Annotated in this window: 12 protein-coding genes and 1 riboswitch; of the genes, 4 read left to right on the top strand and 8 right to left on the bottom strand. The window is 47.8% G+C overall.

Annotation, left to right across the window (positions count from 1 at the left end; all coding sequences use genetic code 11):
* The 5 genes from ACO0KV_RS05895 to ACO0KV_RS05875 all read right to left on the bottom strand — a co-directional run bounded on the left by ACO0KV_RS05895 (nt 1) and on the right by ACO0KV_RS05875 (nt 4,484).
* Nucleotides 1–1,929: an autotransporter assembly complex protein TamA gene (locus ACO0KV_RS05895; protein ID WP_423040850.1), complete on the bottom strand. Its 1,929-nt coding sequence runs from the start codon at nt 1,927–1,929 to the stop codon at nt 1–3.
* Between the two features lie 5 nt (nt 1,930–1,934).
* Nucleotides 1,935–2,378 carry an ExbD/TolR family protein gene (locus ACO0KV_RS05890; RefSeq protein ID WP_423040848.1) on the bottom strand — a complete coding sequence of 148 codons (444 nt, stop codon included), beginning with the start codon at nt 2,376–2,378 and terminating at the stop codon, nt 1,935–1,937.
* Nucleotides 2,379–2,391: 13 nt separating this feature from the next.
* Nucleotides 2,392–3,087 carry a protein TolQ gene (gene tolQ, locus ACO0KV_RS05885; protein WP_423040846.1) on the bottom strand — a complete coding sequence of 232 codons (696 nt, stop codon included), beginning with the start codon at nt 3,085–3,087 and terminating at the stop codon, nt 2,392–2,394.
* 106 nt (nt 3,088–3,193) lie between these two features.
* Complete coding sequence (ybgC, locus tag ACO0KV_RS05880) at nt 3,194–3,595, bottom strand: tol-pal system-associated acyl-CoA thioesterase (protein ID WP_423040844.1); 402 nt, start codon at nt 3,593–3,595, stop codon at nt 3,194–3,196.
* 136 nt (nt 3,596–3,731) lie between these two features.
* Complete coding sequence (locus tag ACO0KV_RS05875; protein WP_423040842.1) at nt 3,732–4,484, bottom strand: SDR family NAD(P)-dependent oxidoreductase; 753 nt, start codon at nt 4,482–4,484, stop codon at nt 3,732–3,734.
* A 292-nt stretch (nt 4,485–4,776) separates the two neighbouring features.
* Nucleotides 4,777–4,902: riboswitch (ZMP/ZTP riboswitch) on the top strand.
* A gap of 105 nt (nt 4,903–5,007) precedes the next feature.
* Between ACO0KV_RS05875 and glyA the strand changes: the two genes are divergently transcribed.
* The 3 genes from glyA (at nt 5,008) to ACO0KV_RS05860 (ending at nt 7,934) form a co-directional block, all read left to right on the top strand.
* Nucleotides 5,008–6,258, top strand: coding sequence for a serine hydroxymethyltransferase (glyA, locus tag ACO0KV_RS05870; RefSeq protein ID WP_423040840.1), 1,251 nt, complete (start codon nt 5,008–5,010; stop codon nt 6,256–6,258).
* A 104-nt stretch (nt 6,259–6,362) separates the two neighbouring features.
* Complete coding sequence (gene nrdR, locus ACO0KV_RS05865) at nt 6,363–6,842, top strand: transcriptional regulator NrdR (RefSeq protein ID WP_423040838.1); 480 nt, start codon at nt 6,363–6,365, stop codon at nt 6,840–6,842.
* A 261-nt stretch (nt 6,843–7,103) separates the two neighbouring features.
* Entirely contained in the window at nt 7,104–7,934 is an 831-nt protein-coding gene (locus ACO0KV_RS05860) for a hypothetical protein (protein ID WP_423040836.1), read from the top strand.
* A gap of 101 nt (nt 7,935–8,035) precedes the next feature.
* Here ACO0KV_RS05860 and ACO0KV_RS05855 read toward each other — a convergent pair whose 3' ends face one another.
* Nucleotides 8,036–9,220 carry an MFS transporter gene (locus tag ACO0KV_RS05855; RefSeq protein ID WP_423040912.1) on the bottom strand — a complete coding sequence of 395 codons (1,185 nt, stop codon included), beginning with the start codon at nt 9,218–9,220 and terminating at the stop codon, nt 8,036–8,038.
* A 290-nt stretch (nt 9,221–9,510) separates the two neighbouring features.
* Nucleotides 9,511–11,001, bottom strand: coding sequence for a PLP-dependent aminotransferase family protein (locus tag ACO0KV_RS05850; RefSeq protein ID WP_423040834.1), 1,491 nt, complete (start codon nt 10,999–11,001; stop codon nt 9,511–9,513).
* Between the two features lie 88 nt (nt 11,002–11,089).
* On the opposite strand from ACO0KV_RS05850, the gene ACO0KV_RS05845 reads away from it, so the two are divergent.
* Complete coding sequence (locus ACO0KV_RS05845; RefSeq protein ID WP_423040832.1) at nt 11,090–12,358, top strand: benzoate/H(+) symporter BenE family transporter; 1,269 nt, start codon at nt 11,090–11,092, stop codon at nt 12,356–12,358.
* A gap of 87 nt (nt 12,359–12,445) precedes the next feature.
* Here the strand turns inward: ACO0KV_RS05845 and ACO0KV_RS05840 are convergent, their stop codons facing one another.
* The gene (locus ACO0KV_RS05840; RefSeq protein ID WP_423040830.1) at nt 12,446–14,251 is read right to left on the bottom strand and encodes a methyl-accepting chemotaxis protein; all 1,806 of its coding nucleotides are present in this window, start codon (nt 14,249–14,251) and stop codon (nt 12,446–12,448) included.
* Between the last annotated feature and the right edge of the window lie 271 nt (nt 14,252–14,522).

The following is a 14,522-nucleotide window of genomic DNA, read 5'->3' as shown; positions in this document are numbered from 1 at the left end:
TCAGAACGCAATCGCAATAGAGAAGTCTAACCGTAATTTTTTGGTTTGACGGCCATAGGCAAGATCAAGGGCAATCGGCCCTGCCGGTGTCCGGTAACGTCCACCCACACCAACAGACTCAACCATTTTGAGACTTTTCCAGTTATCGGATGCGTCACCTGCATCGACAAAAGTTGCCACACCCCAGGTGGTATCAAGCCAATGCACATACTCGGCACTAGCTGCCGTCATGACACGTCCGCCTGTCACTGCCGTCCCCTGCTCTACGCCCAGACTCTGGTAAGAATAACCACGAACAGTTGAACTACCGCCCGTTCGAAACAGATAATCTTCTGGCACACCATTACCCCCTCCCGAAAACACCTGACCAGCCTCAGCGCGCAAGATGACATTGTCAGCGTGTCCTACTGGTATCCAGCGCTGATATTTTGCATACACGCGTAAAAAGCGCTGATCTGAGAGCAGGGCTTTTTCCGAACCTGCCAAATCTAATTGGTAAATTTCCCCCTTGCGCGGCGCGAAGGTGTCATCCACATCACGCCATGTCCACCCAACGTTCGCAACGAGAGCTTTACTTACCTGTGCACTTACACCTTCGATGGTAATTTTTTCGTGGACTAAATTAATTCCTAGACGCTGCTCAACATGGCCGTTGGTGGTAGTGCGTTTGACACCAACCGCCTGTTTTACAGTCAAAACACCAGAGAGATTTTCTCGATCAATAATCACACCAAATGAATCAAGTTTATTGTCATGCGGTGGCAAATAAATATCTGCGTAGCCCACTTGGCGTTTTTGCTCTATGCGAATTGCACTACGCAAATCCCATGCTTGACTCAGGATATCGCGATCGCGATACGCGATTTCACTACGAAAGCCGGTATTAGTGCTGTAACCCAGACCAAAACTGAGATCACGCGGTTTGCGCTCTACTAGGTTTACGTTAATCGGCACACCTTGCGCCTTTTCTGGATCGGCTTCAATAGCAACAGCAACAGAGGCAAAATACGGAGAGTTTTGTAGTGCACGCTGAAATTCCAATAACCGCGCACGCGAGTAAAGGTCACCCTCACGTGGGGGCTGATAGCGATCTAGAATCCAACGCTGATAACGCTTTAAACCTGTGACCTGCAATGGACCAAAACTAAACACGGGCCCACTGTCGACAGTGACATCTAGTAACGCTGTCGCAGAATCAGCATCAACATTGGCATCGCTCTGACTTAATTTTGCAGCCGCGTAGACATTTGTACGCAATGCTTCTGTTAATTGATTTTTGGATTTACTCCAGTCATCTTCTCGGAATGCATCGCCAGTGTTGAGGCTCCACGCTTTGAGTGCGTCATTGCGTCTCTGAATCGCCGGGGACTGATTTGCATCAACCGCCTGTTTTAGCGCTCCCTCGAACTGAATATTGACGCTGGTAATTTTTGTCCGAGGACCAACATCAATATTGACATGAATGATTTTATCAGCATCGGATCGCGCATCACGCAATGCGACTTCATCGACGTTTTCAAACTGAATCTGTGGTGAAAAGTACCCCTCTGTCGCCAAAATATCGCTGATATCCTGGCGCATACGCCTGATCAGCGATGGCGTTATATTTTGTGGTTCGGGGTTAGGTGCAAATTCCGGTATATGCTCTCTTAGCAACAAGGACCAGTCAGTCTTTGCTGCTTGCAAACGAAAGCTGCCACTCAACCTAGCCGAACTACCAGAAGAAGATGTGGCTTCCTCAGCTTTTTCAGACGAAACAACATCCGATTCAGCAATCGATTTAGCAGCCGACGTTAGCACGGGCGTAAATTGTCCTGATGCGGTCACTTGCGCTGGGTCTGACGTCAATATTTCCCCCGCCCATCCAGATGCACTCACCAGACCTACAATCAGGAGAGTCAGAAGCGAGGGGAAAGTTACTAATGCCATCAGCGCTATTTGGTCGCTAAACCAACGCGACTAAAGCCAATTTTTTTGGCGTCCGAAATGACTTGTACTACATTGTCGTATTCGACTTTTTTATCTGCCGACACCAGCACCGCCATATCCGGTTTGGCAGCATGATATTCACGCAATTTCTGCATTAACTTATCGCGATCCGACGTCTCTTCTTTGTCTTCAGCAGCATTACTTCCGCCAGCTTCCGCTTTCGTTTTGATGGCAATAGCCCAAGTATTATTTTTGACAATGGAGATCTCTATGTAAGACGATGGCGGTTGTGTTGACTGACCTGCTGTCGGTAAATTAATCACGCTCGGATTTGTCATTGGTGCACAGACCATAAAAATGATCAACAGCACCAACATGACGTCAATGTAAGGAACGACGTTGATTTCCGCCTTAAATTTGCGTTTACGTTCGCCACGCAGATAACTCATGCTCACTCACTACTTAGCGTGATTGACGTTGAAGAATATTAGAAAATTCCTCAATAAAAGTTTCAAAGCGGATCGCTAAACGGTCAATATCATGAGAATAACGGTTATACGCTAGCACAGCAGGAATTGCTGCAAACAAACCAATCGCCGTCGCAATCAACGCCTCTGCAATACCCGGTGCTACTGCAGCCAACGTTGCTTGCTGGACATTTGCCAAACCACGGAAGGAATTCATAATCCCCCAGACAGTACCAAACAACCCGATGTAAGGAGAAACCGAACCGACCGACGCTAAAAAGGACAGATGCGACTCTAATAAGTCCATCTCACGCTGATACGCAGCCCGCATCGCACGACGTGCACCGTCAAGCATCGCACCAGCATCCAACGATACTTTATTGGCATTTTTGACTTTTTGGTACTCGCTCATACCGGCTTCAAAAATGCGCTCCATCGCTCCCATTTTGCTACTGGCATTCCTACGATTGCTCACCGCTTCTTGGTATAACTCAAGCAGATTGCCACCAGACCAGAAGTTACGCTCAAATTGCTCCGTCTGCGCACGCGCCTTTTTGATCGCGAACATTTTGCTAAAAATATATGTCCAACTCGTCAGAGACACCCCTAACAAAAGTACCAACACCAGTTGCACCAAAATAGATGCGTTGCCAATCAGGCTTAAAAATGAAAGATCTTGTGTAGCAGTCATAAAATCGAAAAGAGAACAATAAAGAAAAACAAATAAAGAACGACATGAACAATCAATGACAAGACAAAGGCCCTTACATCACTGACGCACCACTGAACTAGCTGGATTAGACAGAGATGCTTGCCAATATAACACCAGGGATCGGTGCCGGGCGCAAACTCTCTACCCCAACACACCCCACCTTGATTTTTCCGGTTGTCAGCAAACGCTCACCACACCACGCTTCTTGAATAAATTGCACCGACGCTCTACCTAGCTTTTCGACCACAACAGTCAGTCTTAGTTCATCGTCGAGCCTGGCGGGAGAGTGATATTCAACAGCAGTCGACTTAACGACAAACATAAGCTGATGCTCTTGACTCATTTGTTGCTGACTAACACCGGCGGCTCGCAGCCATTCGGTACGAGCTCGCTCAAAAAATTTCAGATAGTTGGCGTAAAACACGATACCACCCGCATCGGTGTCTTCGTAGTAGATCCGAGCATTCCAATTAAATATTTCTGACATTGTTTGGTATTTTGCTACTAAAAAGGAGTATCAGTCATTTTACTTCTAAATCCATGACAGATAAATGATCTTTAAAGATACTCCCCGCCAGTATCAATAACTATTGTTATTCATCACTGATAAAAAACACGAATCCTCAGACAGCTTGACGCTTAATAGTCAACGGACCAAAACCCTGACAAGTCGGCATCATTTCGATGTAATTGATATTCACGTGAGCGGGTAATGTCGCAATCCAGTACGCAGTCTCGGCAATATCAACTGCTGTCAGCGGTACGGTACCTTCGTAGACTTTGGCTGCCGCATCATCATTGCCCCGGAAGCGCACATTTGAAAACTCAGTTCCCCCACACAGTCCAGGTGCGATATTTGTTGTCCGTACCCCTGTACCGACCATATCGGCACGTAAGTTCTTAGTGAACTGGTCAACAAACGCCTTTGTTGCTCCATAGACGTTACCGCCTGGATACGGCGTTGAACCAGCAATAGAGCCGATATTAATGATCATTCCCGTATTACGCGCCACCATCTCAGGCAAAATGGTACGCGTCATCGTTACCAAGCCTTTACAATTCGTGTCGATCATCGTATCCCATTCATCTTGAGATGCTAGATGCGCGGGTTCAGTCCCTAATGCAAGGCCGGCGTTATTGACCAAAACATCAATGTTTTTCCATGCCGGTGGCAAACTAGCAAGTGCATTTGAAATTGATACTTTATTGGTGACATCGAGCTCGACTGGCAATAAGTCATCACCTAACTCTGCATGCAAAGCAGCCAGACGGTCCTGGCGACGCGCCGCAGCAATGACACGATGCCCTCCACGCACGAATTTTCTTGCTATTTCTTCGCCGAATCCTGAACTTGCGCCGGTAACTAATACGATCATACAATTTCCTTTAAGACAATAATTAACAAGCAATGAGCATTTAACTGCTGCTATTCTAAGTGCTTTTTGGTATCGCAGCTAAATTGGAGCACCATTACTTACGTCAACGGCACACCAATCCATGCGTTACCCACGCAAAAAAAAGGCAGAAAGAAAGCAATCACGACACATCTTCCGATCACGTTTGACAATTTCCCCCTTACTAGTTCACTAAGTAGATTCCACAACCAAAGAAAAGATCGTACGCCACACTTGCCCATTCATAAGGCATCACGTAAAATCTACGCACCATTTCGTCTCACGTGACTGGCGAAAACGATGACCGATCTATATAGATCGTCAACAAAAGATGGATATCCATCGGGAAGCGTGAGATTTCGAGGTCGAAAGACCTCAGCCGTGCGCCTGGGTAGCCTGATGGTAAATTTGTGAGGCTGCCACTCTACGACCACGTCCGACTGACACCTCATAGAAAACAATCACCAATCTCGTTTTTTACATTAACAGGAAAATCAGGAAAGCCATGTTTGCTAAAAACCATACACTCGCCAATATCGATCCAGAATTGTTCGCAACCATCCAACTGGAAAACCATCGCCAGGAAGAGCACATCGAACTGATCGCCTCTGAAAACTACACGTCTCCAGCAGTCATGGAAGCCCAAGGCTCCCAGTTGACCAACAAATATGCTGAAGGCTACCCAGGCAAACGTTACTACGGTGGCTGCGAACATGTTGACGTCGTTGAGCAACTCGCTATTGATCGTCTGAAACAATTGTTTGGCGCTAATTTTGCTAACGTTCAGCCAAATTCCGGCTCCCAGGCAAATCAAGGCGTATTCTTCGCTTTGCTGAACCCAGGCGACACCATCATGGGCATGAGCCTCGCTGAAGGCGGTCACCTGACACACGGCATGCCACTAAATATGTCAGGCAAATGGTTCAATGTTGTTTCCTATGGCTTAGATGCGAATGAAGACATCGACTACGATGCAATGGAAAAACTGGCCCGTGAATCCAAACCAAAACTGATCATCGCTGGTGCATCTGCATTTGCACTGCGTATCGATTTTGAGCGTTTCAGCAAAATCGCTAAAGAAGTTGGCGCGTACTTTATGGTTGATATGGCGCACTATGCTGGCCTGATCGCTGCTGGCGTGTACCCTAACCCAGTTCCATTTGCGGACGTCGTCACTTCAACAACGCATAAGAGCTTGCGCGGCCCACGCGGCGGTATCATTTTATCTAACGACGAAGCGATCGCAAAAAAAATCAACTCTGCGATCTTTCCAGGCTTGCAAGGCGGCCCACTGATGCACGTGATTGCTGGTAAAGCAGTTGCTTTCAAAGAAGCACTGACACCAGAATTCAAAGCGTATCAAGAACAAGTCGTTAAAAATGCTGCCGCACTGGCACAAACACTGACTGAGCGTGGTCTGCGTATCGTTTCCGGTCGTACAGAATCACACGTGATGTTGGTTGATTTGCGTCCAAAAGGTCTAACTGGTAAAGAAGCTGAAGCAATTCTGGGTTCTGCACACATGACTTGCAACAAAAACGGCATCCCGAACGACCCACAAAAACCAATGGTCACTTCTGGGATTCGCCTGGGTAGCCCAGCATTTACGACACGTGGTTTTAAAGAAGCCGAAGCGATCAAAGTAGGTCACCTGATTGCTGACGTGCTGGACAATCCAAACGATGCAGCGACGATTGAACGGGTGAAAGAAGAAGTCAAAAAATTGACATCTGCTTTCCCTGTCTACGCGAAGTAAAATAACGCTACACGAATCAAAACGCCACTCCTTGAGTGGCGTTTTATTAAGTTCAACAGATCGTATATACTGAAAAATAAAACTAGAAAGACACCAGTACCTACATGAAATGTCCCTACTGCCATCACGACGACACTCAAGTTATCGATACCCGCGTTTCCGAAGAAGGTAACGTTATGCGCCGCCGTCGCCGTTGCGCGCAATGTGATAAGCGCTTTACGACCTATGAGCGGATCGAATTGATTATGCCGGTTATCGTCAAAAAGAATGGTAGCCGCACAGAGTACGAATCCGCAAAATTACGCGCAAGCTTGATGTTGGCATTACGTAAACGCCCTGTATCAGCAGAGGCGGTCGATAATGCCGTACAAAGTATCGAAGAGAAATTGCTCGCCAGTGGTGAGCGTGAAATCATGTCCGTACAACTGGGTGAACTGGTCATGCGCGAACTCAAACGCCTCGATAAAATCGCTTATATCCGCTTCGCTTCTGTCTATAAAAGTTTTGAAGATATTTCAGAATTTGCCGAAGCAATACAAGAAGTCGACATAGAAAATCGCGCATCAAGTAAGAACAAAAAGTAATCAAAGCGCATCCTCGGGCTAGACAAGAGACCTCTCGTGAGGCCACTACTTGTAAGACCGAGGAAAATCTTGATATAACTTACGACCCAGTAACATCTTCAGACAGCCATCGTTTTTTATTGCCCTCAATAAAGGCAAAAGTTACGTTCGAAGTGGCATCATCACTGTTATTGACTGCATTGTTAAAGTTTGTTTTACCTATGCACTCAACTAGTTGCATCAAGTGCCGTTAATGATAGAAATCATCATTCGGAGAATGATATGAGCACGTCAACTATTCCACCTCTGCAACCAACAACCCCGGTTAGCAGTGTCTCACTAACGCCGTCACCTCACGCTCTGTCGCAAGTCATTCATCCGACAACAGAAGCGGGAAGCGTGGTGGAGTTGTCTACGCTGGCACGCATCCAAAGCTTGCTTCAACCCAACACACAAACTCAAATCAATGCGGCAAACACCCTACAAGTAACGACACAAGAAAACGCGTTAAGACAACTCGACGTAGTCGCCGCGACAAAGAGTGCAAACACGCCGATCAATTATCCCGCCACTACCCCACTACAAAATACAGCGCTACAAAATGCAACTGAAACCCTACTTAGTGCCGAATTTCAGACCACATTGAGTAGCGAAGCACTACTGAGTGCAATTGCGGTCGAAAATGCCAATTCAGTGACAAACGAAATCAACCAAGCACAACTTGCACAATCAACGCCCAGTGCACCACCTTCTATCACTCAGAATAACATCGCCCAGACAGGCTCTAACAATCCGCCGCAAGCACCAATAGCAACCAACTACGCCACAGACATGTTGAGCAACCCCGCTATCACCGCAGCCATTGCCGCGTATCATTTAAGTGATGGCATGATAAGTCATCAGACTGAGCAAATAACCAGAAGTCACGACGACAATGAATTGACAGTCAAAGGGGTTCCCTTGCTTGATCCAACCGAGAAGATCAAAGAAGAAGATGCAAAACGGCGCGCTGGCCGCCAAACATCGTCGCTCTGGAAACGCGTACTGAAAATCACAAACAAATTAATTCAACGCTTCCCCAACCAAAATAAACGGACCAAACCAACTCGCTGACCGATGCAATAAAGAGCGAATGATCTGGCAAATACGTTTTCGATTTAAATAAGGATAAAGTGGCCGAGAAACGGAACATGGAAGATACTGCTATGGCCAACCTACTCGGTTGCAAAATAGATCAGCGCGATGATGGGCAATGAAAACCCAAAACACGACGCCAACCACCAGCCACCATAGGCATACGCCCAAGCACCTACCGCTGAGCCGACCGCGCCCCCCATGAAAAACGTCGCCATATAAATACCGTTCAAGCGTGAACGATGTTCAGCCCCCAGTGCAAAGATAGTCCGCTGTCCCAAGGTAAGATTCCCTGATACGCCAAAATCGAGCACGATCGCGGCAACGACTAGCAGCCCCAGCGCCCACGGCGAACCATAAGGAGCAATATGCGTCATCAAAAAAGCCACCGCCACACACAGCATCGCCACGCACGTAGCGGGACGCGTCCAGCCCTTGTCTGCGAGACGTCCCGCAATCGGTGAAGCAACAGCACCAGCAACACCCGCCAACGCAAATAAAGCAATGCTTGCCTGCGAAAGATGGAATTCTGGCCCCGCCAGTAACAATGGCGTTGTCGTCCAGAACATGCTAAACGAAGCAAACAGGCATGCATGATAAATCGCCCGACGGCGTAATGGCGGCGTGTGAAGTGCTAGGTGCCACATTGATTTTAGCAAATCAACATAGTGCAACCTGGCAACTGGAACTCGTTGTGGTAAGGCACGCGACAAGACGAGCGCTAACAAGACCATGATCACGGTAGAGACATAAAACACCACGTGCCACGACGATATCTGCGTAATGAAACCAGCCACCGGACGGGCCAGCATGATACCCATCATCAACCCACTCATGACGTTACCGACGACTCGCCCGCGAATCGCCTCAGGTGCCATATGCGCCGCCAGCGGCACCAAGATTTGTACCGCAACGGAGCCAACACCAATACAAAAAGCGGAAGCCAAGAAAAGTAACGGCGTGCTCGCCGTCGCTGCAGAGACCAGCGCTACGGTACCTATGACCATCGTTCCAAGAATTAACTTGCGATTTTCAATTAAGTCACCCAGCGGCACGATTAAAAGCAATCCGATACCGTAACCAATTTGCGTGAGTGTCACAATTAACCCAGACGCTTTAGGGTCAAGACCAAGCGCCTGACTAATCGGACCAACTAATGGCTGCGCGTAATAAAGGTTAGCGACAATCAAACCGCAGGAAACTGCAAGCAAGAAAGTCATCCAGGTGCGAATCATTGGCATGCTGTGGTGCGCGCCATTTGACATGGGCAATGGTGCTGACTGCGCAACAGACGTTGACTCTGTGGCATGAGAATGGTTTGGTGATACTGACATTACTGACCTCAATTCGGGGAATGTGACTTCCCATATCTATGAACTTCCTGCAGAGGGCATCAATGACTAGCAAATAGTGCCAGAATGTCCTCTCTGAATGAAGATTGAGGGCAATTCTAGAGCAAAATGAAAATTAATTCTGAAAGGACAAATTTTGGGGCATTCTTATTCGGAATCGGCTAAGGGCTGAACCCTATTTATCGCATTACCTCTTACGTCCTCTACAGCAATTCATACGTGAGCTCACCCAGCAATTTCAAGCCTCGCTCCATGTCTCGCCCCCAAGGTCGGGCAATATTCAGACGTAAATAATGTGAGAATTTGTCCGCATTCGAAAATAATACGCCCGGCGTAAATGACAAACCAAGAGCAACTGAGCGACGCAACAAGATCAACGTATCCACCTGTTCAGGCAACGCCAGCCACAACCACCAACCACCCGCACCACTGATGAGCTGCGTCCCTAACGGAAAATACGTTTTAACAGCGTTGACTGCTAAGGGAACATTTGACGTCAGGCGTTCACGCAACTTTCTCAAATGGCTATGCATTGCACCACTTTGCATAAACTCTGCCAGCACCGCCTGCTCAAACAATGGCGTGACCAAGGAATGACTCAGCTTGAGCGCAGCGACCCTCGCATGGAACCGACCACCCGCTACCCAACCGATTCTAAATGCAGGCGCCATGCTTTTACTACATGAACCACAATAAATCACTCTCCCATGCTTGTCCCACGCCTTTAAAGGTTGTGGACGTTCTATGCGTGAAGAAAAAGGGGAGACATCGGCAAACACATCATCTTCAATAATGCCAACATCAAATTGCTCGGCAAGACGCAATAAGCGTTTTTTATTTTTCTCCGGCATACAGCATCCCAGCGGATTCTGAAAATTCGGCATGACCACAATTGCTTTGATGCCAGACTGATGGTCAAGGACATATTCTAAGGCTTCGATACTCATTCCCTGATCCTCAGTGCACGGCACGGCAATGGCGCGCATACCCAAATTTTCGATTACTTGCAGCAACCCAAAATACACTGGCGACTCAACAACAATGGCATCCCCCGCCTGCGCTACGGCACGCAAGGCAATACTCAACGCCTCCGTAGAACCATTTGTGACCAACAAATCCGCTGGCTGCACATCAACACTCAAGGTCGCCAGCCATTGCACTAATTGGTCCTTAAATGCGGGCAAGCCAGAACCTGTTGGATATGCACCAAGCATTTCAGGCTGTTGCCGGAGCAGGCGTTGCGCAATTTTTGCCAACTCCGTGGTCGGATACCACTCTGGCGCTGCACTAGCGAGATGCAAACCCCAATGCAAGGGCTGCTCAGTAAGCGAATACAGCTCCGACATTCTGTGCTGCAATGAACGCAACTTATCGTAAGCAACGGGTCTTGGCTCATCCTGATCGCGTTGCGGTAGCTGTTGCTGTGAGTGTTGTTTTGAATGTCGCTGCAGATTCATCCCTGAACGACCCGACTGTCGCATTTTCCAATCCGAGACAAATATCCCAGACTTAGCACGCGCCTCAACCAATCCCTGACCTTCAAGGTAGCGGTAGCAACGAATCACCGTCGATACACTCACACCGTGCAGCATTGCAAATGACCGAACAGAAGGCAGACGTTCTCCAATGTGATATTGGGACGTTTGAATAGACTGCGCCACCTGCTCCGCAAGCTGACGATAACTGTACTGCATAACAGATCCATTTTTGTAGAATCTGTACAGCATAAACTACAGGTCGGCTGTGCGCAAACAGCAATTCACCGTTACCTATACTGTCGCTATGAAAACACCTCCCTCCCCCGCCGTCGATGCGAACGTAAGAAGTACGCATTTTTCTTATCTCATCAAAGACTACTTCCCAGCAGTTGTGGCAGGGATGATTGCTGTCTTAATTTCCTATGCTGGGCCCATGCTACTCATGCTACAAGCAGCACAAGCGGCGCATCTGAGTGACGCATTGAGTAGTTCATGGCTATGGGCGGTCTCGGTTGGGTCAGGACTATGCGGCGTCGGTTTAAGCTATCGTTACAAGATCCCCGTCATCTGCGCCTGGAATACGCCCGGCGCAGCATTGCTTGTGACCGGACTAATGACGGTTCCCTACCAAGAGGCAATTGGCGCCTACGTCGTCGCAGCGGCACTGGCCTTCATTATCGGTATAACGGGTGCATTTCAAAAGATCATGTCAGCGATACCAAAGAGTTTATGCGCGGCGATGCTAGCAGGAATTTTATTCAGATTTGGTGTTGATATTTTTGCCAATGCACGCAGCGAGGTCTCAGGAGCGCCGATACTGACTGCGACATTATTTCTCGCTTACTTACTTTTTAAGCGTCGATCAACGCGTTACGCGATTGTACTAACACTGCTAACAGGCATCTTGCTCAGCATCCTTTTTGGATGGGGCAACCCGCCTATCATCCATCTCGGCAACGAAACCAGACTATGGTCGTTAGCACTCACCACGCCTGTCTGGACTACACCGCAGTTTTCATTCAACGCCATCATCAGTCTCGGGTTACCTTTGGCGCTGTTATGTCTGACGGGTCAACAGGTCCCAGGGATCGCCGTCCTACGCGCTGCAGGGTTTGAAAAAGCACCTGTTAGTCAATTAATTAGTATTACCAGCATCACTAGCCTCTTACTTGCACCATTTGGCTCCCATGGCATCAATCTGGCTGCGATTACCGCCGCCATTTGCACTGGGCCAGAGGCGCATCATCAAATCCAGAAGCGCTGGATAGCAGGTATCGCATGTGGGATTTTTTATATCTTGATTGGCTGCTTTGCTGGCTCACTCAAAAGCTTGTTTTTACTACTACCACACGCATTAGTGACGACTATCGCTGGACTAGCGTTGTTGGGCGCAATACAAAATGGCCTGAGCAACGCGATGGAAAACCCTACCGAAAGGGAACCAGCACTCATTACTTTTATTGTCACGGCATCCAATATCACCGTAATGGGGTTAGGCGCTGCGTGTTGGGGAATTATTCTCGGCATCTTGAGCTACCTCTTACTACGCCAACCTAGGAAACAGGCAAGCTAACAAGCGCGAAAAGTAATCATAGCCAAATAAAAAACCCGCGAAATCTGATTTTCGCGGGTTTTTTAAGGCCATCTGTTTAATACGGTGTCAGTCCAGTTTAAAGACAGCAACAGTACTCGCTAAATTCTGTGCTTGCTGTTGCAAACTTTGCGCTGCGGCAGCGGCCTGCTCAACCAATGCTGCATTTTGCTGAGTCATATCATCCATGTCAGCAATGGCGCCGTTCACCTCACCAATGCCAGTACTTTGCTCTTCACTGGCAGACGCAATTTCAGCGATGATATCGGCAACGCGCTTAATCGCCTGAACGATCTCTTCCATGTTTTTACCTGCATCGTCCACCAATGCGCTACCTACATCAACTTTCGCAACGGAATCACCGATCAACTCTTTGATTTCTTTTGCGGCACCAGCAGAGCGTTGCGCCAGATTACGCACTTCAGAAGCAACGACAGCAAAACCACGGCCCTGCTCACCCGCGCGAGCCGCCTCAACAGCAGCGTTGAGCGCAAGAATATTGGTTTGAAACGCAATACCGTCAATGACGCCGATAATATCAACAATCTTCCGTGAGCTATCTTTAATCGAGCCCATGGTTTCCACCACGCGTGCCACGACTTCACCGCCAGATAACGCGACTGAAGAAGCAGCCAGTGCCATTTGATTTGCCTGACGCGCATTATCGGCATTATGTTTAACAGTCGACGTTAGCTCTTCCATGGTGCTTGATGTTTCTTCCAACGATCCCGCCTGCATTTCAGTACGCGATGACAGATCAGCATTGCCAGCAGCGATTTCGCCAGAAGCACCCTTGACTGATTCACTGGCGTGACGAATTTCGAATAACACAGAAGAGATTTTATCGACGAAGCGATTAAACGCACTTGAAATTTGCGCCAACTCATCTTGTCCATCTTCATTCAAACGTCGCGTGAGATCGCCGTCACCCGATGCAATATCAATCATCGCGTCTCGGACAGTTTCCATACGCTTGAGAGACTGAGTGATCAGGAAAGTCAGAATAACGAAAGCAGCAATCGACAACACAATCGCCGTAATTGCGGAGGAGACTAACAACGCATCAAGCACATGCGTCGCCTGCGCTTTATCCAACACAATCACTAACATCCAATCAGTGCCGTCGATCGGTGTCATGTACAACAAGCCAGCGCGTCCATTGAGGCGCATTTCTTTACCGCCACCCGATTTGGCAATATCTTCCAAGCTATCAACAGACAAGCCCTCATCGATATCTTTCAAAGGTTTTAATATCAAATCCTTGTTCGGATGGGCAATGATATTTCCTTTACTCTTATCAACGAGAAATGAAAAGCTGTCAGGTGTGGGTTTAATCGCATTCACACTATTAATGACTGAATCAAGCAATACGTCCGAGGCAACAACTGCACTCGCTTGACCACTAATACCGACTGCTTCAGCAAAAGTAACCAATAATTTACCTGTACTCGCACTGGTATAAGGTGCAGTCAAAACGGGACCAGCAATCTGCGAAGCTTTTTTGTACCAAGGGCGGGCAGTCGGATCATAATCGGCAGCACGCTTACGCTCCTCCGAAAAAACAAAGTGCTTGTCTGCATAGCCGATGTACGACAAATCGAATCCCCCCGCCATTTGCGCCGCTTTGACTGCAGGCAAGGGATCAGGTGACTCTACGGCCAACTTTAACGAAGAAACCACCGTCTTTTGTGATTTGGCCCAATCGGCGATAGATGCCGCACTCTTTTGCGAGAGCTGCGACATTTGCGCATTCATAGACTCCAACATGCGCGACTTGGTGGTATAAAAATTGGCAATAACGACGGCGATCATGCCGAGAATCATCGTTGACACACAGATTGCGATGAGTTTTTGGCGTAAGGACAAAGAATTCATAGTTAATTCCTAAATTAAAACGTTTTCCACTCGCTTCACATTACGTAAAACCAAGACCATAGCGCGAATATAACTTCTATCTTGAATCATTTCTATTACAGAAGCATATTGAAACATCTCATCGATACACACAATGAAACAAAGCAGGCGATCTTTGCGGTATTGCAGGAGACTGTCAAATAAGAATTTAGCTACGATTTATTGCCATTGAATGACTATTTGATTGATAAGCTAGACAGAATCGTGCATCACATGCAATGCGAAGAAGGCA

The organism is Undibacterium sp. RuRC25W (assembly GCF_049339825.1).
Classification (GTDB): Bacteria; Pseudomonadota; Gammaproteobacteria; order Burkholderiales; family Burkholderiaceae_D; genus Undibacterium.
This window is presented reverse-complemented; position numbering and strand designations above follow the sequence as displayed.